Origin of the sequence: Ruminococcus sp. AF20-12LB (assembly GCF_003478985.1) — a bacterium.
In the GTDB taxonomy this organism is placed as follows: Bacteria; Bacillota; Clostridia; order Lachnospirales; family Lachnospiraceae; genus Blautia_A.
The window spans coordinates 498,361-519,026 of the sequence record NZ_QUGH01000001.1 but is presented as its reverse complement, the minus strand read 5'-3'; the positions used below and the strand labels follow the sequence as shown (position 1 = coordinate 519,026).

Below are 20,666 nucleotides of genomic sequence, written 5' to 3'. Positions count from 1 at the left end.
CTCACAAAAAACACCTCGCGGGACATTACCAGTGAACAGTAACGACCTTCACTCACAAAAACAGCCCCTTTCTGTCATCACCCTGATATCAGAAAAGGACTGTTTTGCTCATAATCGATAAACTGCTTCGCAGTTTATCTGGTTAAACGGATATTCGCAATCCGCTTCGCTACTTGCTCATAACAGATAAACTGCTCTGCAGTTTATCTGTTAAAATACTTCTGCTCCAGGTATCTGGCTACGTAGATTCCGCTGGCAGATGCATGGGAAAGAGAGTGTGTCACACCGCTGCAGTCTCCGATAACAAAGAGACCCTTGTGGCAAGTTTCCAGATTTTCGTCGATCTCAACCTCCATGTTGTAGAATTTAACCTCCACGCCATAAAGCAAAGTATCGTCATCCGCGGTTCCCGGTGCGATCTTGTCCAGGGCATAGATCATCTCGATGATGCCATCCAGGATACGTTTCGGCATAACAAGGCTTAAATCTCCCGGTGTCGCAGAAAGTGTAGGTGTTACGAAGCTTTCCTCAATACGGGCTTTTGTGCTTCGTCTTCCGCGGATCAGATCTCCGAACCGCTGTACCATAACACCACCGCCAAGCATATTGGAAAGTCTTGCAATGCTCTCACCGTATCCGTTGCTGTCATGGAACGGCTCTGAGAAATGCTTGGATACCAGAAGGGCAAAGTTTGTATTGTTGGTATGCTTTGCCGGATCTTCGTAGCTGTGACCGTTTACTGTGATGATACCGTTGGTATTTTCATTCACGACAACACCTCGCGGGTTCATGCAGAAGGTACGGACCATATCCTCAAACTTCTCAGTTCTGTAAACGATCTTGCTCTCATAAAGCTCATCTGTCAGACGGCTGAAAACCTCTGCCGGAAGCTCCACACGGACTCCGATGTCCACACGGTTGGAAAGAGTCGGGATCTTAAGCTCTGTACATACAGTTTCCATCCATTTACTTCCGCTTCGTCCTGCGGAGATGATACAGTAAGTTCCCTCGTAACGCTCATCGCCTACAACAACTGCGTAACCATCTTCTGTTTTCTCCACTTTATCAACAGATGCGTCAAAATAGAAATCCACATGGTCTTTCATTTTTTCATAGAGGTTCTGCAGCACCACATAGTTGATATCTGTTCCCAGATGACGGACTGATGCATCCAGAAGATGCAGGCCATTCTGAAGGCAGAGCTTACGAATCTCACTGTTTGTGGTGGAATAAAGCCTGGTTCCTTCACCGCCATGCATCAGGTTCAGTTTATCTACATATTCCATCAGCTCTGTGGCTGTATCCTTGCCGATATGCTGGTACAGAGTTCCGCCAAACTGATTGGTGATATTATATTTTCCATCGGAAAAAGCACCTGCACCGCCAAATCCCTTCATGATCGCGCAGGTTTTGCAGTGGATACAGGATTTTACTTTCTTTCCGTCGATGGGACATTTTCTTTTTTCCAGAGGATGACCTGCTTCAAAAACTGCGATCTTTTTCTCCGGATCATTATTCATCAGTTCATAGGCTGCAAAGATCCCACCGGGACCTGCCCCTACGATCAGTACATCATACTTCATAAATAAAAACTCCTTATTTTGTATTGCACATTTTCAGTGCTTTGTTTTTGCACAAACCCTGTCTATTCTACAACAAACGTGTTCAAAAGTCACCGTTTTTTTTCGGTTTTGGAAAAAAATCCTCAATCCTTCCGGAACCTTCCGATCTTAAGCTTTTTTCCATCTGTTTCCACAGTGATAGCACCGTTTTTCATGGTGTATTCCACCTGACTTCCGGCCTCTTTAAGCCGCTCTACGGTTTCCGGTGACGGATGTCCGTAGGTGTTGGCGGAAGAACAGGAAATGATCGCCACTTCCGGCTTTATTTTCTCAAGAAATGCTTCTGTGGTAGAATAACGGGAACCGTGATGTCCCACCTTCAGACAGTCAACATCCTCAAGCACCCCGGCTGCCAGAAGCTTTTTCTCCGTATCTGCACCGATATCTCCGGTAAAAAGCATCCGGAATTCTCCAAAAGACAACTTCATCACCATTGCTTCCTCATTCACATCTTTTCCCGCAGCATTTTTTTCCGGCCACAGAACAGAAAAAGATACCCTTCCGCAAAGCAGCTCATCTCCCTTTTCTGCTGTCACTACCTTAACTCCGGCAGTTTTTGCTGTCTCTGCAAGCTCCCTCCACGCATCTGGTCTTTCAACCCAGGCAGGCAGGATCAGATATCCGGCCCGGATGGTTGTGAGACCTTTTCCCATATATTCCAGAAGTTCCTTCACACCGTTGATGTGATCCTGATCTGTATGAGAAATAAAAATCCCATCCAGCCAGGAAATCCCCTGACTTTTCAATGCCGGCAAAAGACAGTATCTTCCAAGGTCCGACTGGCTGCTGCTTCCTCCGTCGATCAGAAAATGGTGATCCTCCGGGGTCTCCACAAGAATACCGTCCCCTTGTCCTACATCCAGGCAGATCACCTTCAGACTTCCTGCCGGATGATATCCCAGTATCAGGATTCCGACTGCCAGAAAAATACCGGCTGTTATCCGGATAGCATATAGCTTCCGGCAACCTGCTTCCGACCGCTCCCCTGATAGCTCCGTTTCCTCACAGACTGCTTTTTTCTTCCGGCGCTGTTCTTTTATATACTGTCCCATAAACAGAACTGTGATCAAAAAACCATAATATACCAGGATCTGCCATATTTCCGGCTCCCCTCCGATCCAGGTACTCCATCCCGACCTTCCTGCCAGACTGCAGAGATATTCATAAAAAAGCAGCAGTACCCTTGCCGGCAGGAGCACCAGTTTTGCTGCGGGAATACTGAGAATCCCCAGCAGCAGCGCCGCCATTCCTCCAGTCAGCACTACCCCCACACTTGGAAGCACCAACAGATTCAGGATAAATCCGGCAATAGAGACTTCTCCGAAAAACTTCAGCATCACCGGCAAAGTCACAAGCTGAAGAGCTATAGGACTTACCAGTGCCTTTGTCCATTTTTTCTCCGCTCCTGCAAGGGCACAGATCTTTTCCGCAGCGAGCCCCATTCCCAGAACACAGCCAAAGGACAGAAGAAATCCGCTGTCCAGGAGATAGGCCGGAGATTCCACAAGGATCATCATGGCAGTTACGGAAAGAGCACTCATCATATCATAGATCCGTCCGGTGATCCTGGCTCCCATGGCGATCAGAAACATAGTTACTGCACGCATGGTGGAAACACTCCCTCCGGTCATGATCCCATACTGCAGCATCACTCCCAGAGAAAAAATCCCGGCAGGCCAGATTCCCAGTCCCATCTTCTTTAGAAGGTTGTAAAGCCCCATTCCCAGAATACTGATATGAAGTCCGCTGATGGCAAGGATATGTATGATTCCGGCCAGCTGATAGCGCATCTGTGTTTCCGGATCCAGTTCCTGTTTGTCTCCAAGCGTCATGGCACAAAAAACAGGCGCATCTTTTCCTGCTGCTTCCTTCAGGATCTGTCTGCAGCTTTCTTTTATCTCCAAAAGGAGCTGCCTGTAGCCGGAATACACGGCTGTTTTCTTTTGGAGCACAGCGTTCTTCATGAAATAATAAATATGACGACAGGCATAAAAGTGTTGGCTATCAAAGCCCCCCGGATTCGCAGGACCTTCCACTCTTTTCAGCGTTCCCTTGACCAGGATCCGCATTCCCGGTTTCAGATCTTCTTCTTTTTTGAGAAATATTCTTACATTTTCAATTGGAAATTTTTTTGACTGATGGATAAGATATGTTTTTTTCAGATAAACAGACTGGGAAAATTCTGTGTTTTCATACTGTTCCACTTCCCCGCAGATCATGGAACCAGGATGCGCTTCGATCTGCTCCTGCACATTTACCGGAAGGGGATTCCCCCTGATCAGAGGAATCCCCATAAGCTCCAGCGTGCCAAGACTCAGCACCATAAGAAAACACAAAAGACACATCGGCCTTTTCACCATAAATGTTCTCCCGTTTTCTGATATTTTGAAATGTTTTATTTTTTCTGTTCTTTTTTAGCCTTTGTGTGTGCCAGCAGGCTGTCGTTCCACTCATAGAACTTATAAAGCTGCATGTTCTGGCCAAAGGTCACTTCCTTGTTTCCTTCGATGGAAATCTCAACTTTGTCCATATCTGTTGCCGCGATCAATGTATTTACCACCGAATACACGGCAACCTGTTCCGAAACATCCAACGCATAATCCTGAAACACAGAATTATAATCTACATAGCAGATACCGTTTGCTCTCGTCAGGGAAAGTACCTCTGAATTCTCCGGTATTGTAGGATAATGTCCTTTTTCCAGCGGACCTCTTGCAAGCTGCTCCAGAACCACCGTAGCTTTCGGAAGATTTCGTCTGTAGCGGACACTTCTCTGTTCCGCTACCAGTTTATCTCCGTTTTTGTTTGTGAAATACAGAGTAAAGGTGTCATAACTGTACACATCCCCATCGGAGCCGGAAAACTCCACAAAGGTGTCGTTATTCATGGCTCCCACTTCTTCACCCCTGGTATCTGTCAGTGGCTTTTTACCCACACAGATCTCAACGGACTCCACTCCTGGAACCTGCAAAAAGATCTTCACTATACCTGCCCGCACCAGAAGTTCCCTGGTACGTGACATTTTATCATAGGCCTCATTGAATTCTATGTTCAGGACTCCATCCTGTATGGAATAAGAAGAAATCTTTACCCCCTCCGGAAAAAGTGAGATTCCGTTTTCCCTGGTCTCTCGGTTATTCAGACTCTCGGAAAAATTGCGCAGCATCACTTCTGTTGTTTCCTTCTCCGGAGTATATTTTTCTTCTTTCAGTCTCGTTTCATCGCTGTTGATATAATAAAATCTATACTGCTGTTCTTCGTTTTTATTTCTTCCCGACAAACCTATAAAAGCAACCAGACCAAGAAGGATGCAGGCAGCGGCCACACAGATGATCAAAATCGTTTTTTTCATTCTGTACCTCCTAGGACGGGATATAGGACAGTGGGATCTTCACGGTAAATGTGGTTCCCTCGCCCTCTTTGCTGGATACCTTGATGATTCCATGATGCATGGCTATGGAACTTCTTGTAATGGCAAGTCCAAGACCGGTTCCGCCGATCTCTCTGGAATGGGATTTATCCACACGATAAAAACGCTCAAATATCCTTTCAATGGAATCTTCCGGTATTCCCAGGCCGGAATCTGCAACCGTTACATAGAAATCCTTATGATCCGCATCCAGTGTTACGCGGACCCAGCCCTCATCTACATTGTATTTGATACCATTTTCGACCAGGTTACTGATGGCAAGGGTAAATTTCACCTCATCCACATCTGCAGTTACCGGTCGGAACGAATCCAGGATCAGGTCGATCCTTCTCTGATCTGCAATGGGCCGGAGACGCTTCAGGATATTCTCCAGCAGCTCATTGATATTCATATTTGTGATATTCATATCTGCTGCTTTTTTGTCCATTTTTACCAGGGAGAGCAGATCGGTGATGATCTTGTTCTCTCTGTCAATCTCTTCTGTGATATCAGAAAGAAATTCCTGATACAGTTCCTCCGGAACCCCCTGCTGTCCTACCAGCGAATCCGCCAGAACCTTCATGGAAGTCATAGGTGTCTTCAGCTCATGAGACACATTGGATACAAACTCCTGTCTGGATTCATCCAACGTCTTCATTCTGGAAAGCATCTTGTTAAATGCATCTGTGATCAAAGCTGTCTCTGTATAATCCGGTACCGAAATCTCCTCATTCTGATATCCGTCTGTAAGATCCTCGATTGCTTTCGTTACCCTGGCAAATGGCTTCACCAGGATCGTGGAAAGAATATAGCCCAGAAAAATGGCCAGCACTACAATGATACCGATGATCAGAATCCCTTTCTGCTCCAGTTCATGGATGGTGGCTGTCACCTCACTGGAAGATGCCATGATCATCATGGCACCCTGCACCTGTTTTACATCCGGACTTTTTACCGGAACTGCCAGAATCAGCTTCTGGCTGTCAGAATCATATCGGTAGGCATCTTCTCCTCTAAAACAGTTCAATACTTTCTGAGAAACCAGAGTCCTGCCCTCATCCACACCATAGGTATCCTTGATGATCCTGAAATCCCTGTCTACAATGAGAATCCTGCCACCATAGCTGTTGGACAGTAATTCCAGCTTGCTGTTCACCGTCTGAGAGCTGGTATCATTCAGATAATTCTCCTTGATCAGCAGGTCGCACATGATGTCACAGATATTCTCCATGCTCTGCACACGGTTGGCAATGGCACGGTCTTCATAGTTGGCAATGACCATTTCCGTTACAATGACACTCGGTACGATTCCCAGTATGATCAGGATGATCAGAATACGAAAGCGGAGACTTTTAAAAAATTTGCCGTTCTTTTTGATCTTCACAGGTTATGCCTGGAAATAGTATCCCACACCCCATTTGGTGTGTACATATTTCGGCTCACTGGGATTGGCCTCGATCTTTTCTCTCAGGCGGCGGATATGTACATCTACGGTACGGACATCTCCCGGATATTCATAGCCCCATACGATATTCAGAAGATTTTCCCTGCTGTATACCTTATTCGGATTGAATACCAGAAGCTCCAGCACATCAAATTCCTTGGCTGTGAGATTGATCTCTTTTCCGGAGATAAATACGCGGCGTCCTTCGCAGTCCAGCTTCAGTTCTCCGACTTCCACAGTCTTGGCCTTTTCCTGCTTCTCCTGTTTGCTGCCTGCACGGCGGATGATCGCCTTGATGCGGGCTTTGACTTCCAGGATATTGAAAGGCTTGGTGACATAATCATCAGCTCCGTATTCCAGACCCAGGATCTTATCCATATCTTCTCCTTTTGCTGTAAGCATGATGATCGGAACATTGGAAAATTCACGGATCTGCTGGCATACCTCAAGACCGTCCATTTTGGGAAGCATCAGGTCAAGAAGGATGATATCGTACTCTCCTGCTTTTGCTTTTTCCAGTGCTTCCTCTCCGTCATAGGCACAGTCCACTTCCATTCCGTCCTGCTCCAGACTGAAGCGAAGTCCCTTGACAATCAGTTTCTCATCATCTACTACCAATACTTTCCTGCTCATTTAGCGCTCCTTACTTTATTGCTATTTTATCCTTTATCTTCTCATAGGTTCCTTCTTTGATGCCTGGTACATTCATGATATCCTCTGCTGAAGTAAAGGGACCGTTCTCTTCCCTGTAAGCGATGATCGCCAGGGCCTTGGACTCCCCTACACCTGTGAGAGTAGTAAGCTGGGATACATCAGCGGTGTTCAGATCGATCTTCTGCTCTGTACCGGTATCTTCTCCGGAAGCTTCCTGTCCGGTTCCGTTGTCCGTGTCATTTCCGGATGAAGCTTCTGTTCCATCCTGAGTGACTGCAAGGACCTGACTGTTTACTTCTTCCTGCGTTGGCACATAGATCTGCTGTCCGTCAGAAAGTTCCTTAGCACGGTTGAGATAGCTTGCCGCAGCTTCCGGAAGATATCCTCCGGCCTGCTCGATAGCCTGAAAAACACGGCTGCCATATGGAAACTCATAGACTCCCGGGCTGGTCACTGCTCCACATATATCTACATAAATGTTCTGAGGAGTGTCTGAGATCTCCGGCAGCTGTTTTTCGACCTCCGGAGCCTGTTCCTCTGCAGACTCATTCTGTTTCTTCTGTGATATATCTGCCTCATCCTCTGCAGATTTCTTCCCGGATACTTCACTTTCCGTATCCTTCGGTTCTTCCTGCTCTGCATCTATTCCGGATGCTTCCGTACTTTCTTCCTGCACCAGTTCTTTCTCCAGAAATTCTGTTCCGTCATCCTTACAGCCTGTCAGCCCTGCCAGGATCAGTAACAAAAATATGGAAAAAACAAGCCGAACACTTCTGATATGTGATCTTATTTTCATAGGTAGGCGGTTCACTCCTTTCCGCCGATATGGCGGCAGGTGCCCCGTTACTCATGCAAAACCATACCTTATTTTAACGAAGTATTACAAATATTACAATACTTTTATTTCTATTTCCATTTGAAAATAACTACACCTGCAATACAAATCAGCATTCCCAACAGCTTTCTCCACTGAAAATCTGCTCTTTCCACACCGAAAATCCCCAGCAATTCTATAAGATACGCCACCGCAAGCTGAGAAATGACAATAAGCATAACCGCCCGCGCAGGCCCCAGACTTCCCATACTCCGGATCACTGTGATAGTGATAAATGCACCGATCACTCCTCCAAGTAAATTATATTTATCCTCCACCTGCCACAGCATGCCGATACTTTCTCTGCCTGTGAAAAACCATGCTGCCACACAGACCAGAAATGCAGAAAACTGTACCCAGCCGGTTGAAACCCACAGACTGGTCTGCTTTGTTACATTTGTGTTAAATACCCCTTGAATACTCATCAGTGCACCTGAGATCAGTGCTGACAAAAATCCCCACATAAAAATCCCTCCATACATGCTCCGTTTCCGGTATTACTGCCTGAAAAAGGCGCTGCATATTTCTGCAACGCCTTTACGGTTTCTTATAGTTTAGTTTATGTGATTTTCCAGCAATTATACACACTGCCGCCCTGTTTTCTCATCCGCATAATATTTATATGCATGATCACAAAACGCTCTTTATTCCTGAAAATATTTTCTGAGATATATCCTTCCGGAAAACGCAATATGCGGCATCTCATAAAAAATGGCTGTTTCCGGACAGATCGGACGATAGAGCGGGTCTGCCACAATGATCCTGGCTGTTTTCAACTTTTCTTCCATGGCTTCCTCGCCACAGATGGCTTCATCTCCCTTGCGCAAAAGTCCCTCCGTGATCTCCAGCGGACAGAGCATCTGAACTTTTTTTCCGTATTTCTGCTCTATGACTGCTGCCAGGGAGCCCATGGTAACCGGTTCTCCGATGATGGTAATGTCCGGTGCGGAAAAAAACAGCTCATCTCCATCGGACAATTCCCTGCTTTCTCCTGAAGGGGCCGATACTGCTGACAGACTGTTCCTTCCCTGAAAATAGATCACCTGCTCCGGAGTTACTTTCCACAGTTCCTCCTGTTTCCCTAAAATCTGCCCTCCGCTTTCCTCTGCGGAATTATCATTCTTATTTGTCCACTCTCCACAGGAGCTGTCCGCTATCCGCTCAAGTGCATCCGAAATCTCTCCCTCATAGTCTTCCACCGGAGTCCCCACAAGAAATGGCGTACCGAATTTTTCTCTCAGCACATTGGCCGCCGGGATCCCCACAGAGGATATCACAAGGTTTACCGCTGCTTCACCGGCATGGGACAAAGCTTCCAGCGTATCCCCCATAGCCCAGGTGGAAAGTATCTCCCAGCCATGGTTTTCCAGACGTTTTTTCATGGCATCTACTGCAGACTGCGGGCCAAGATCAAGGGGTGTTGCTCCAAGAAGATTTAATTTCCGGCTTCTCTTCTCTGCAGATCTTTCCACAGATCCCGTCGGTGCTTCTGAACACCTTCCGATTTTCTCTGCTGCTCCTGTGAAATGTCCTGCGATTTCTGCCAGCGCCAGCCCTGCTCCATATACATAGTCGTGCATGCCGCTGGTCGGAACCGAAAATGCCGGGATTCCGGTCCTTGCTGTAAGTGCACGGGCCAGTCCCGGAAAATCTGTTCCGTTCATAAAGGGGATCGGTGAACTTGCAAGTGCAATAAATTTCGGTTTCAGCTCCTTTGCCGCCTCTTCGACATCCTGAAGAAATTTCTCATCATTTCCCATAATTGCATCGATATCCGTAAGACCTGAGATAAAGATCAGACTGTCCTGGTCGTACCACCGGATCTCGTCATGGGTATTATAGGTAGAATTACAGCCGGAGGGATCATGCATCACTGTCATTCCTCCAAGCTCATACAATGCGGAGCAGACGCCGGACACGTCTGCCGTGTAGATCGGTATGATCCGATATGCCTGTCTCATATGCAGCTTTCGCACCCCCATCCCTTTCGAACGATCAGATCCTCCGGAGCTTTTTCCTCATTAAATGCCTCCAGCATCAGCTGTGCAGTACGTCTGATCCCGTCAAAGCCCCAAAGCCCGCCACCCTGTACCATATTAACAAAATTCCGGCTTCCGGTAAACCAGGCTGCTTTTTGTCCGACAGCAAGGATTTTTCCGGAATGCTGCCGTGGCCGCACTCTCATCTCCGGGCGGACAGTAGAAATCAGCTTCAGCTTCGGATAATTCTCCTTCAGCCAGAAAAATACTTCTTTTTCTTCCGGGCTGATACTGTCCAAAAAGACGGACTGTACCTGAAATCCATGAGTAAGGAGAAGCTTTGTAAGTCCCAATGGCCTTGGATGAAAAAGATAATCCACAACTATGGGAGTGTCACCGATGATCTGGTGTGCATAAGAAAGAGTCTCCTCGCATTTTCGGATCTCCGTTTCGATATCCAGGCCATTTTTACCGCCACTGTGCTGATCCAGCAGCTCCAGCAAATACTTTTCCTGCGTCTCTATCTCCTCATAGTCAAAGCTTCCGGGCAGGTATAAAAACGGCCTTCCAAGTCTCTCCGCCTGCTGCTGTACTCCGAATTTTCCTGCCGGATAACAGTTAAGGATCAGGCTTCCCTCTCCCAGGCTCTGATAATCCTCCCAAGTCTTACAGGCCGGTGCTTCCCGGAGACGGATTCCGTTTTTCTTCAGGATCCGGCAGATATCTGCACTCTCATCCAATACAAAATCACTGCCCATGGCTGTGACACATTCCGGATCTGCCTCTCTCTCCGGTACTGCATCATACATGGCACGGCGCAGCTTCTGATCCGGAGTCGGGCCTGTTTTCTGCATGACAGGATCCATAAAACACCGCATAAAAAAAATCTCCGGAAATCTTTCTTCCAGTTCTCCGTAGATGCGATCCAGATCACTTCCCAGAAAATGATGAAGACACACGGTAAAAAGCAATACTGCCTTCGGCTTCTCATCCAGCCGGTTCAGAATGTCCGTCACTCCTTCAATGGTCACATCCTCCAGATTTCCGCCCAGAAGATCCTTTTCCTCCACAATTACAAAGGAAAAACGGTCTGCCGCATTCATCTCTGCGGCAGTCAGCACAACGCCACGCATGCAGTTATCCGCACAAACGTAGATCTGTCTTGCTTCCGGAACCAGCATTCCCGTATGTACAATATTCCAGTTTCCATGGGCCGGTGAATTAAATTCCAGCCCCGGCTGAAAGGGAACCGGAAAAGAGGCTTCCTTTATAAATATTTCTGTTTTTCCCGAAAGCCCTCTGCTACCAACTCTTTTTAACATGGGCTTTCCTCCCTGCATGTACTCAGGATCTGCTCTGCCAGCATCCGGTACTCTTCTGCCATCTCGCTGTCCGGATAGGCTTCCAGAAGAGTTTTTCCCCTGTTCTCTGCTTCCAGGACCAGCTCACTTCTGGAAAGCGTTCCCACAACCTGCGTATGAAAGTCCGCCGCCAGCGCCCGGACTTTTTCTTCCTCTCCCGGCACGTTCCGCCGGTTCAAGATCACGCCACCAAGGGACGCATATCCTCTGTTTCTGAAATTATCCACTGCCATGGCAATATTTGCCCCTGCATGGATGGCCATATTTTCTCCGGAGGTGATGATAAATACCTTATCTGCATACCCCTTTCGCATGGGCATGGAAAATCCACCACAGACAACATCTCCCAGTACATCATAAAAAACAATGTCCGGTTTATAGGTCTCATAAGCTCCGTTTTCCTTAAGCTTCTCAAGAGCGGTAATGATACCTCTTCCCGCACATCCAAGCCCCGGTGCAGGACCGCCGGCTTCCACACAGACCACACCTCCATATCCGATCTGCACCATATCCGTAAGCTTCAGCTCCTGGCGTTTTTCGTTATACAGTTCCAGCACAGTGGGAACTTTTTTTCCATGCCTGAGAAGGATCGTGGAATCTGCTTTTGGATCGCAGCCGATCTGCATCACTTTCATTCCTTTTTCCGCAAGGGCAGCTGCCACATTGGAAACCGTAGTAGACTTTCCGATGCCGCCCTTTCCGTATACCGCAACTTTTATCATTTTCTGTCCTCCGCTTTTGTGATCACATTGGAATATGCCGTTTTGGCGGAAACTCCACTGAGGCGGCCGATCTTTCCGGATAAGGAGCTGATCACATCCTGTGGTGCGTCAATGGCAATACTGATGATATTGATGCCTTTTTCCCGGTAAGGGATCCCCATTCTCCCGATAATATATTTTCCCGCTTCATGAAGAAAACGGTTGATATCATCGATCACGTCATTGTTTTCCACAATGATCGAGATCAATGCCACTCTTGTCTCCATAAGATCTGACTCTCCTTTCCGATATTATCAGCAGATCCTCGGCAGAAGCTCTCCTCCCGGCTGCGGAAGAAGTGCCTGCGTTCCGATCTCCGTAGTCATGACAACCTTTCCCGGCTGGTCTTCCGTAACTTCACCGATAATGGCTGCGTCCCTGGAATAAGGACATTTACGCAGTGCTTCCACGATCCTTCCTGCCTCTTCCTTTGGTGCCATGATCACCATTCGTCCCTCACATGCCAGATAAAGCGGCTCCAGGCCAAGCATGCCGCAGACACCCTTTACCTCCGGAGCTACCGGAACAGCTGCTGCATCCAGGCGGATCCCTACGTTACTCTGTCCTGCGATCTCGTAAAGAACCGTTCCGACACCACCTCTTGTGGCATCACGGATCACATGAATGTTATGGGTGGCATCCAGCACCTCTTTTACAGCTCCCCACAGCGGTGCGCAGTCACTTGTCACATCTGCGTCAATGCCGAAATCCTCTCTTGCCAGAAGAATGGTGCATCCATGTCTTCCCACATCACCGGTTACAATAATGGCATCTCCCGGTTTTGCCAGCTCACCGCCTACCTGAACGCCTTCCTGGATCTCACCCATTCCGGTTGTTGTGATAAACACACCGTCAACCTGGCCTTTTCCTGCCACCTTAGTATCTCCGGAAACGATACGCACTCCGGCTTCTTTTGCTGTTTTTTCCATGGCGGCGGCGATCTCCTCCAGCTTCTCCATGGGAAAACCCTCCTCGATGACAAAAGCGCAGGTAAGATACATCGGTTTTGCTCCCATACAGGCAAGGTCATTAACTGTTCCGCAGATGGAAAGCTTGCCGATATTTCCCCCAGGAAAAAATGCCGGAGAAACAATAAATCCATCGGTGGATACTGCCATTTTTCCTGCAGGCGGAACCAGCACTGCCGCATCATCGGCTGTGAGATCCGGGTTTGCAAAATGTGCTTTGAATACTTCATCGATCAGTTCTGAGGTCTGACGGCCTCCGGCACCGTGTGCCATGGTCACTGTTTTATTTTCCATAATATTATCTTCTTTCTATGCTGGGTCAAAGGAATTTCATATCGGTTTCATCCTGTCAGATTTTCCGGATACGATCCTTCGTTTGTACTATATGTAATGTATCATATTTTGCAGTCCATTAAAGCGGACATCAGTTTCCGTACATAAAATATGCGGAACATGCTCCTTCATTGGATACCATACAGGCACCTACCGGATGCTGCGGGGTACAGACCTTTCCGAATACCTTACAATCTGATGGTTTGCATTTTCCCTGAAGCACATCCCCGCAACGACAGGCTGGATTTGGCCTGCCCTGGATCGGCGGCACTGCATATTTTTTTCTGGCATCAAAGGCTTCCCACTCCTTCCGGAGCACCAGCCCGGACCCCGGGATCACACCCAGGCCGCGCCATTCGGAATCGCAGGGTTCCATCAGTTCACCGATCAGTTTCTGCGCCTCCGGGCTTCCCTCACTTTTTACCACACGGGGATAGCAGTTTACAAAGAACGGTTTTCCTTCCTGAAAACGTACCAGTGCAACAGCCAGTGCCGTAAGCAGCTCCTTCGCTGTAAAGCCTGCCACCACACCACTGATGCCTTCCTCTGCCAGATGCTCGCAGAGCGCAGTTCCTGTGATTGCATTGACATGTCCGGGATAAAGGAACACATCCGCACTGCCCTTTAATGCCTGATAAACCTGGGGCATGGTCTTGTTTGCCACAAGGAGCGAATAGTTGGAAAGTCTGTCCTCTCCGGCCTTTTTCACGGAAAGACAGCCAGCAGGCGTGGTGGTCTCAAAGCCAACGGAAAGAAATACCACCTGCTCTTCCGGATGCTCTTTCGCATATTTTTCTGCATCTGCCGGTGAATAGACGATCCGTATCCTGGCGCCTTCTGCCCTGGCATCTGCAAGGCTTTTCTTTGTTCCCGGTACGCGGACAAGATCACCGAACGTGCAGATCGTCACCTGTTTTTCCAGAGCAAGATAAACGGCCTCGTCAATAAACCCTACCGGTGTTACACAGACCGGACATCCCGGTCCTGAGATCAGCTCCACCTGAGACGGCAGAAGCTTGCGGATTCCCAGACGGAAGATCTCGTGGGTGTGTGTTCCGCAGACCTCCATGATCCGCACCGGCGGCCCCTGATATCCTTCTATGATCTCTCTTGCTGTTCTTTTCCTCTCTTCCATCACAGCAGTTCCTCCATCAGCTGGTCTGTCTCTTCCTCATCATCATCGGTGATCTTTGCAATGGCAACACCAGCATGCACCATCACATAATCCCCCGGCTCCAGGTCTCCCAGAAGCTGGGCGGAAACCTCTCTCTTTGCGCCGCCTGCGTCCACCACTGCTGTTCCGTCACTGATCTTTACTACTTTTGCTGATAATCCTACACACATATCTGTGCCTCCCATCCTGCATTTCTGCTGTATGCTCCATGCATTATCATAAAACATTTATGATCCGTATCTGCATGATATTGTCTATATTTATCTGTGCCGCTGCACATAAGCCATCCCATACACCGCCTGTCCCAGTGCGATCCCTCCGTCATTCGGCGGGATCAAGCTGTGCTTCAGAACTTCAAACCCCATTTCTGTGAGGCCATCATCTACCAGTTCCAGAAGCAGCCGGTTCTGAAAGACACCGCCGCTTAATGCCACTTTCCGGATTCCGGTCTGCCGCTCTGCTTCCTCACAGGCTGCAAGGATCTCATCTGCCAGTGCCCGGTGAAATCCATAAGCCAGCTTCCCGGGATCCTCTCCTGCAAGCCTTGCCCGGACCAGATATGCAACGATCTCACCTGTATTTAAAATAAATTTTCGTTCATCTTCAGACGCTTCTGAGATGCCTGTGCTTTCCGGAATGTCTTCCTTTTCTGACATCCGTATCTTCAGATTTTCTTCCGGATTTTTCTTCTGCATCTCCCGCTGCTTTCTCCAGGCTTCCGCCGCAAATTCCAGCGCTGTGGACGCTTCTCCCTCAAAGGTGGATGCTCTCCGGATCCCCAGGATTGCACTGACTCCGTCAAAAAGTCTTCCCGCACTGGTGGAGGTCACGGCATTGATCTTCCGCTGTGCCATAGTCACCAGCACCTTTACTTCCTGGTCTGTGCAAAGTCCCAGTTTACGGACAGTGTTCAGGGTTCTTTCCAGATCTCCCGTATTCTGCCAGATCAGGGAAACGGCGATCCGCCAGCCTTCTTTTGCAGAAATATCTCCGCCAACCTGGACAAAGGGTTCTATACTTCCAAGCCTTGTAAATCCCTGACAGTCTGCGGCCAGGATCTCCCCGCCCCAGATGGTTCCATCGGTTCCATAGCCTGTTCCGTCAAAGGAAACCCCTATCACCTTTTCTTTGCAGTCATTTTCTGCCATGCAGGATAAAATGTGTGCATAATGATGCTGCACCCTCAGAACAGGAAGCCCAAGCTCCTCTGCCACTACTGTGGAATTATATTTAGGGTGAAGATCACAGACCACTATCTCCGGCTGCACCTCCAGAAGTGTTTCCAGCCGCCCGATCGTCTCCTTCAGGGCTTTTACCGTTCGAAGATCCTCAAGATCTCCCACATAAGGAGAAGGATAAAAACGGTTATCCACACCAATGCAGAAGGTGTTCTTAAGTTCTCCACCTGCTGCGATCACCTGGCCCTTCCAGGGTGTGGAGACCATAAACGGCAGAGGCGCATACCCGCGGGAACGGCGGATCATATAGGGTTCACCCTTATAGAAATCCATCACCGAATCGTCGGCCCGGATACGTATCTTCCTGTTGTGGGAAAGAATGCAGTCACAGAGATGGGAAAGCTCCTCTGCCGCCTCCTCATCATCTCTGCAGATAGGCGCCCCGGAAGTGTTTCCACTGGTCATTACCAGAAGCCCGGGCATCCGGATCCCATCATCATAATGAAAAAGAAGCAGCTGAACCGGTGCATAGGGAAGCATGACACCCACCTTGGGATTCCCGGGTGCAATGCTCTCACAAAGCCCTGTTTCTCCCGGCAGCTTATCCAATAGCAGGATCGGCTTCTGATGCCCGGTAAGGATCTTCTCCTGCTCCTCACTGACCTGACAGATTTCCTTCACAGCTTCCATATCCTGTGCCATCACTGCAAAAGGCTTCACCGAACGCCGTTTTCGCTGCCGCAGACGCTGTACAGCCTCCTCGCTGGTAGCATCACAGCAAAGGTGAAAACCACCGATTCCCTTGATAGCCACGATCCCGCCGGAAGCAATGATCTTCCTCGTATAAGTGATGGCCTCCCGTCCCCTTTCCTCTCTTCCCGCCAGGTATACCTCCGGGCCGCAGTCATTGCAGCACACCGGCTGGGCATCATAGCGTCTGGTGTCCGGGTTATGGTACTCATCCGCACAGGAGGGACACATGGGAAATTCCTTCATACTGGTCCGTTCACGGTCATAAGGAAGCGAATCCAGGATCGTCAGTCTCGGACCGCAGCAGGTACAGTTGATAAAGGGATGAAGATACCGCCTGTTTTCCGGATCAAACATCTCCGCCTTACATTCATCACAGATCGCGATATCCGGGGAGACAAAGATCTCACCCTTTGTCTTCTCACTTTCGATGATATCAAACTGTGTAAATTTCTCCGGCTCCCCCACCGGTTCTTCAAGAAGCTTCAGGATAGCTGCACGCTTCGGCGGCTTATTCCCGATATCTGCGATAAAGGCATCCACATCCTGCTGCTTACCCTGAGCAAAAATCTCCACATAAGGTCCTTTATTGGACACACTGCCACGGATTCCTCTTGCCATAGCATGACGGCTCACCGTAGGGCGAAATCCCACTCCCTGTACGATCCCGTAAACACGAATCATTTTCGTAATTTCCTGCTCCATATGTTTCTCCATTCCCTGCAGCTGTTTCCACTGATCCGGCTGCAGCCTGCATGTAACTTTATGTCCTGCCCTTATGGCCTACCTGCATTTTCCGGATACCGCAAAATGCACTGTATCTACAAACATTCCTGAAAAAGCCTTTGTCATCCGCTTCATACATGGATCTGCAAAGATCACGTAATATCCGCCCTTCTCTGCCAGCTCCATGTAATCTTCCTCATCCCTTAATGACACATCACCCTCCTCCAGGAGATCTTTTTCCATGGAAAACCAGCTTGCCACGGTGATCTCTCCGTCCGCGCCACGTTTCCGGAGTTCATCTCTTATAGCACCGGCTATCACCTGCTGCTGCACGATGAGAATCTTTTTTCCTGCATAGTCCATATCAGGAACCAGCTCTTCCGCCAGAGGATATCCCACCTCATAAGGTGTTCCGAAGGTTTTCTCCAGATATCTGGCACATTCCAGTGCCGCAGGAGAAACTACGATATTTTTTTCCGCAGAGGAGGCTTTTTTTACTTCAGCAAGCCCGTCTCCCATTCCATAGCAGACGGCTCTCTGTCCTCTGGTACGGAACTTTTCACGGATCTTATCTGCTGCTTTCAGGTCACTGACATCCTGAGGTGTCATTCCGAGAACTCCTGTCTTACCAGCCTCCACAGGCAGCTTTTCCCGGGCAAAGGCTTTAAAAAGCTCCAGATAAGCCTTTCGCTCTCCCGCATCATAAAGCTCCATTCCGTTGGTATTTACCGCAAGCACCGGAAGATCTGTTTTCTTCTCGCACATCCGCCGCAGTGCCTGATGATCCGTTCCGATCACAGCCGGTACCGGTGTTCCGACAATGGCTGCAAAGCCTGCCTCCACCTTTTCTGCCGCATCCACAAGCTTAGCAACCAGGCGGTCATCCCGTCCCAGGATGGCATCCATATCCCGAAGTCCTGCACTGAATACCGCGCTTTTCTGTTCAAACCATCTTGGTTCATCAAAGCCGCAGACATTTCCCGCACATCCTCCTGCATCACAGATCACGATGATCCCGCCAAGCTCATACAGCACTGACACGGCTCCGGACTGATCTGGTGCAAAGGGTGTCAGATATTTCCGAAGTCCTCTCATACCTTTTCTCCCTTCTGCAAAACTTTCTCTGTCAGTGTCTCAAACAGCCTGCGTACCCCTGCATAGCCATAGGGCTGCCGGTCCTGATTCCACACTGCATTTGGCTGATCCCGGTGATAATATCCTGCATCCTTTCCTATGGTAAGATTCACTCCGCTCCCGGACGGATCGTAATACAGCATGGTGGGTTCCATATTGGAAAAAACCTTTGTATCCGGACTCAATTCCGCAAGATGCCGTATATATACAAAATTCTCGGCTGTGATAGTTCCGTAGATCTCCGGCACCCGGAAACCATACCGCACCAGGGCCAGGGCCAGCTCAAAGGGATCTCCGTTCATGCACTCCCCTACAGCAAAAGACGCATCCGGACAGACTTCCCGGAATCTCTCCACTGCCTCTTCTGCTGCTTTTTTATACACTCTCTGATCAAAAGAGACTCCAAGAACCTGTCCCAAGGCACGATACTGATTTTCGATCTTATCTGTCTGGTAGAGCCTCCGAAGCTCAATAAAAGGAATCTTCAGCCGGTCATGAAAATCCTCCGCTGCAAACCTTGCTTCCGGATGAAGCACCAGATTAAAATTGGCCTGTGACATAGTCTGATATTCTTCATAATCCTTACATCTTGAGATCTCATGGATGGTCTTTACGCCTGCCTGCTGCAGCAGCTCATAAATCTCGCAGTCATCAACCAGCGGCGAAAAAAATCCCAGAAGATTGACCACATTTCCCTTTTTCTTCTGTGGCTCAAGGAGGGAGTATAAGGACTGGCGCACATGGACCATAGGCGGCTTTCTGCCCTCACGTGTCAGTGCGTACATGTAACAGGGGCGTACCGGAATATCCACCTTTTCCTCTGCCTTCCGGCAGACACGTTCCATATCCGTTCCCAGAAGTGCATCCACACAGGTGATACAGATCATCACCACAGACGGCTTCTTCTCACAGCAGTCGCAGATCTCTTTTACCGCTTTCGGGATCTTTTTCAGGTGACGGCCTGTAACAATATCCGTCTCGTCCATCATCAGATAAAAAAATCGATCATTGTACTCCGGCATGGAACTGATAAGAGAAGTATTTCTTCCGCAGCATCCCGGTGCCACGATCAGCATAATGGAGTCCGGCACTGCAAGCCCGGCCCGCTTTACGCCAAAGCCCTCCGCTCCCGGAGAGTTAAATGCCAGAGTTGCCGGAGAGCTGTAGATCAGATGCTTCCCGGAGATCATCTGCGGAGGGATCATTTCCAGCCCGCCCCGGGCCAGTTCTTCTGCAGTTGCAAAATATGCTTTCTTTTTCATATATCCTCCTTCTCCGTTTCTTCACTTTCCAGTAGCTTCCTCGCCAGTGCAAAAAATTTCTCACTGATCTCAGAATTCTCGTCTCCCTCGATCACTGTTTTGCCCTGATCCTCCCATCGGATGATCTCGTCACTTCTCGGGATCTCACCCACGATCGGGATATTGTTTTTTTCTGCAAAAGCATTTACTTTTTCCGTTTCATTCTCCACATTCCTGTGATTCAGCACGATCCCGAAGATCCTCGCATAGCTTCGATCCTCAAAATTCCGCACAGCGCTGGAAATATTATTGGCTGCATAGAGCGCCATTTTCTCTCCGGATGTAACAATGAGTACTTTTTCCGCATAGCCCTCCCGGATCGGTGCCGCAAAACCGCCGCATACTACATCCCCAAGAACATCGTAAAGCACTACATCCGGCTTCCAGGTCTCAAAAAGCTTCAGATCCTCCAGAAGCTGAAAGGTTGCGATGATGCCTCTGCCTGCACAGCCAAGTCCCGGTGTGGGGCCGCCGGTCTCAATGCAGAGGACTCCACCAAAGCCCTCCTTTGAAATATCCTCCAGCTTTTCCGGCTCCTCATCCTCTTCCCGCATATAATTCATTACCGGTCGTAGAGGTTCTCCCCCAAGAAGATTGATGGTGGAATCCGCCTTGGGATCACAACCGATCTGGATCACTCTCTTCCCCATGGCTGCAAAAGCCGCCGCCAGGTTGGACGTCACTGTAGACTTTCCGATACCGCCCTTTCCGTATACTGCTACCTTCAGCATAAAATCCTCCCTAATTCATTCTGTCCGCTCCCGCAGGTATTTTTCATAAAAAAAGCTCTTTCACGCACAAGGTGAAAGAGTCCCGTATTCCGCTCACAAAACATAGTCAGGCGGATATTCGCGATCCGCATTTGCTGCTTGTTCATAACCGAATAACTGCTTCGCAGTTGATTCGGTTAAGCTGTGCCGGATGAACAACGATTCCTGCTCGGATATTCCTTGCCGTCAAAGTCTGTTTCCTGCTGTATTTTGTTTTAATGCCTCATC

At 48.8% G+C, this 20,666-nt stretch carries 18 protein-coding genes; all 18 read right to left on the bottom strand.

Going from position 1 to position 20,666, the window contains the following annotated elements:
- Positions 1-203: 203 nt before the first annotated feature.
- The 18 genes from DWX61_RS02340 to DWX61_RS02255 all read right to left on the bottom strand — a co-directional run bounded on the left by DWX61_RS02340 (position 204) and on the right by DWX61_RS02255 (position 20,399).
- Entirely contained in the window at positions 204-1,583 is a 1,380-nt protein-coding gene (locus DWX61_RS02340; protein ID WP_118513177.1) for an NAD(P)/FAD-dependent oxidoreductase, read from the bottom strand.
- A gap of 122 nt (positions 1,584-1,705) precedes the next feature.
- Positions 1,706-3,982, bottom strand: coding sequence for a DNA internalization-related competence protein ComEC/Rec2 (locus DWX61_RS02335; RefSeq protein WP_118623570.1), 2,277 nt, complete (start codon positions 3,980-3,982; stop codon positions 1,706-1,708).
- Positions 3,983-4,017: 35 nt separating this feature from the next.
- Positions 4,018-4,974, bottom strand: coding sequence for a GerMN domain-containing protein (locus DWX61_RS02330; protein ID WP_118623568.1), 957 nt, complete (start codon positions 4,972-4,974; stop codon positions 4,018-4,020).
- Between the two features lie 10 nt (positions 4,975-4,984).
- Positions 4,985-6,415, bottom strand: a complete 1,431-nt coding sequence (locus DWX61_RS02325) for a sensor histidine kinase (protein ID WP_118513179.1) — start codon at positions 6,413-6,415, stop codon at positions 4,985-4,987.
- 3 nt (positions 6,416-6,418) lie between these two features.
- Positions 6,419-7,108: a response regulator transcription factor gene (locus DWX61_RS02320; RefSeq protein ID WP_118513180.1), complete on the bottom strand. Its 690-nt coding sequence runs from the start codon at positions 7,106-7,108 to the stop codon at positions 6,419-6,421.
- A gap of 10 nt (positions 7,109-7,118) precedes the next feature.
- Positions 7,119-7,925: a helix-hairpin-helix domain-containing protein gene (locus DWX61_RS02315; RefSeq protein WP_286188049.1), complete on the bottom strand. Its 807-nt coding sequence runs from the start codon at positions 7,923-7,925 to the stop codon at positions 7,119-7,121.
- Between the two features lie 110 nt (positions 7,926-8,035).
- Positions 8,036-8,467: a DMT family transporter gene (locus DWX61_RS02310; protein ID WP_118513181.1), complete on the bottom strand. Its 432-nt coding sequence runs from the start codon at positions 8,465-8,467 to the stop codon at positions 8,036-8,038.
- A 180-nt stretch (positions 8,468-8,647) separates the two neighbouring features.
- Positions 8,648-9,964 (bottom strand): nitrogenase component 1, encoded by a 1,317-nt coding sequence (locus DWX61_RS02305; protein WP_118623566.1) that lies wholly within the window; start codon positions 9,962-9,964, stop codon positions 8,648-8,650.
- Positions 9,961-11,304 (bottom strand): nitrogenase component 1, encoded by a 1,344-nt coding sequence (locus DWX61_RS02300; protein WP_118623564.1) that lies wholly within the window; start codon positions 11,302-11,304, stop codon positions 9,961-9,963. The genes DWX61_RS02305 and DWX61_RS02300 overlap by 4 nt, the downstream gene beginning before the upstream one ends.
- Entirely contained in the window at positions 11,298-12,065 is a 768-nt protein-coding gene (locus DWX61_RS02295) for a nucleotide-binding protein (protein ID WP_118623562.1), read from the bottom strand. Before DWX61_RS02295 ends, DWX61_RS02300 begins: the two co-directional genes overlap by 7 nt.
- Complete coding sequence (locus DWX61_RS02290) at positions 12,062-12,331, bottom strand: TM1266 family iron-only hydrogenase system putative regulator (RefSeq protein WP_015525986.1); 270 nt, start codon at positions 12,329-12,331, stop codon at positions 12,062-12,064. Before DWX61_RS02290 ends, DWX61_RS02295 begins: the two co-directional genes overlap by 4 nt.
- Before the next feature lie 27 nt (positions 12,332-12,358).
- Positions 12,359-13,366 carry a hydrogenase expression/formation protein HypE gene (gene hypE / locus DWX61_RS02285; RefSeq protein WP_118513183.1) on the bottom strand — a complete coding sequence of 336 codons (1,008 nt, stop codon included), beginning with the start codon at positions 13,364-13,366 and terminating at the stop codon, positions 12,359-12,361.
- A 130-nt stretch (positions 13,367-13,496) separates the two neighbouring features.
- A complete protein-coding gene (gene hypD / locus DWX61_RS02280) occupies positions 13,497-14,540 on the bottom strand; it encodes a hydrogenase formation protein HypD (RefSeq protein WP_118623560.1) in 1,044 nt (347 codons plus the stop codon).
- Entirely contained in the window at positions 14,540-14,749 is a 210-nt protein-coding gene (locus DWX61_RS02275; RefSeq protein ID WP_022426401.1) for a HypC/HybG/HupF family hydrogenase formation chaperone, read from the bottom strand. Before DWX61_RS02275 ends, hypD begins: the two co-directional genes overlap by 1 nt.
- Positions 14,750-14,839: 90 nt before the next feature.
- Complete coding sequence (gene hypF / locus DWX61_RS02270; RefSeq protein WP_118623558.1) at positions 14,840-17,212, bottom strand: carbamoyltransferase HypF; 2,373 nt, start codon at positions 17,210-17,212, stop codon at positions 14,840-14,842.
- Between the two features lie 78 nt (positions 17,213-17,290).
- The gene (locus DWX61_RS02265) at positions 17,291-18,328 is read right to left on the bottom strand and encodes a nitrogenase component 1 (RefSeq protein ID WP_118513186.1); all 1,038 of its coding nucleotides are present in this window, start codon (positions 18,326-18,328) and stop codon (positions 17,291-17,293) included.
- Positions 18,325-19,629, bottom strand: a complete 1,305-nt coding sequence (locus DWX61_RS02260) for a nitrogenase component 1 (protein ID WP_118513187.1) — start codon at positions 19,627-19,629, stop codon at positions 18,325-18,327. Before DWX61_RS02260 ends, DWX61_RS02265 begins: the two co-directional genes overlap by 4 nt.
- Positions 19,626-20,399, bottom strand: coding sequence for a nucleotide-binding protein (locus DWX61_RS02255; RefSeq protein WP_021651581.1), 774 nt, complete (start codon positions 20,397-20,399; stop codon positions 19,626-19,628). Before DWX61_RS02255 ends, DWX61_RS02260 begins: the two co-directional genes overlap by 4 nt.
- Between the last annotated feature and the right edge of the window lie 267 nt (positions 20,400-20,666).

Coding starts and splice junctions, on each gene's coding strand:
- DWX61_RS02265 (WP_118513186.1), bottom strand. CDS start 18,328: ATGAGAGGACTTCGGAAATATCTGACACCCTTTGCACCAGATCAGTCC.
- DWX61_RS02320 (WP_118513180.1), bottom strand. CDS start 7,108: ATGAGCAGGAAAGTATTGGTAGTAGATGATGAGAAACTGATTGTCAAG.
- DWX61_RS02255 (WP_021651581.1), bottom strand. CDS start 20,399: ATGCTGAAGGTAGCAGTATACGGAAAGGGCGGTATCGGAAAGTCTACA.
- DWX61_RS02335 (WP_118623570.1), bottom strand. CDS start 3,982: ATGGTGAAAAGGCCGATGTGTCTTTTGTGTTTTCTTATGGTGCTGAGT.
- hypD (WP_118623560.1), bottom strand. CDS start 14,540: ATGGAAGAGAGGAAAAGAACAGCAAGAGAGATCATAGAAGGATATCAG.
- DWX61_RS02260 (WP_118513187.1), bottom strand. CDS start 19,629: ATGAAAAAGAAAGCATATTTTGCAACTGCAGAAGAACTGGCCCGGGGC.
- DWX61_RS02330 (WP_118623568.1), bottom strand. CDS start 4,974: ATGAAAAAAACGATTTTGATCATCTGTGTGGCCGCTGCCTGCATCCTT.
- hypE (WP_118513183.1), bottom strand. CDS start 13,366: ATGGAAAATAAAACAGTGACCATGGCACACGGTGCCGGAGGCCGTCAG.
- DWX61_RS02275 (WP_022426401.1), bottom strand. CDS start 14,749: ATGTGTGTAGGATTATCAGCAAAAGTAGTAAAGATCAGTGACGGAACA.
- DWX61_RS02300 (WP_118623564.1), bottom strand. CDS start 11,304: ATGTTAAAAAGAGTTGGTAGCAGAGGGCTTTCGGGAAAAACAGAAATA.
- DWX61_RS02315 (WP_286188049.1), bottom strand. CDS start 7,925: ATGAAAATAAGATCACATATCAGAAGTGTTCGGCTTGTTTTTTCCATA.
- DWX61_RS02310 (WP_118513181.1), bottom strand. CDS start 8,467: ATGTGGGGATTTTTGTCAGCACTGATCTCAGGTGCACTGATGAGTATT.
- DWX61_RS02290 (WP_015525986.1), bottom strand. CDS start 12,331: ATGGAGACAAGAGTGGCATTGATCTCGATCATTGTGGAAAACAATGAC.
- hypF (WP_118623558.1), bottom strand. CDS start 17,212: ATGGAGCAGGAAATTACGAAAATGATTCGTGTTTACGGGATCGTACAG.
- DWX61_RS02340 (WP_118513177.1), bottom strand. CDS start 1,583: ATGAAGTATGATGTACTGATCGTAGGGGCAGGTCCCGGTGGGATCTTT.
- DWX61_RS02295 (WP_118623562.1), bottom strand. CDS start 12,065: ATGATAAAAGTTGCGGTATACGGAAAGGGCGGCATCGGAAAGTCTACT.
- DWX61_RS02305 (WP_118623566.1), bottom strand. CDS start 9,964: ATGAGACAGGCATATCGGATCATACCGATCTACACGGCAGACGTGTCC.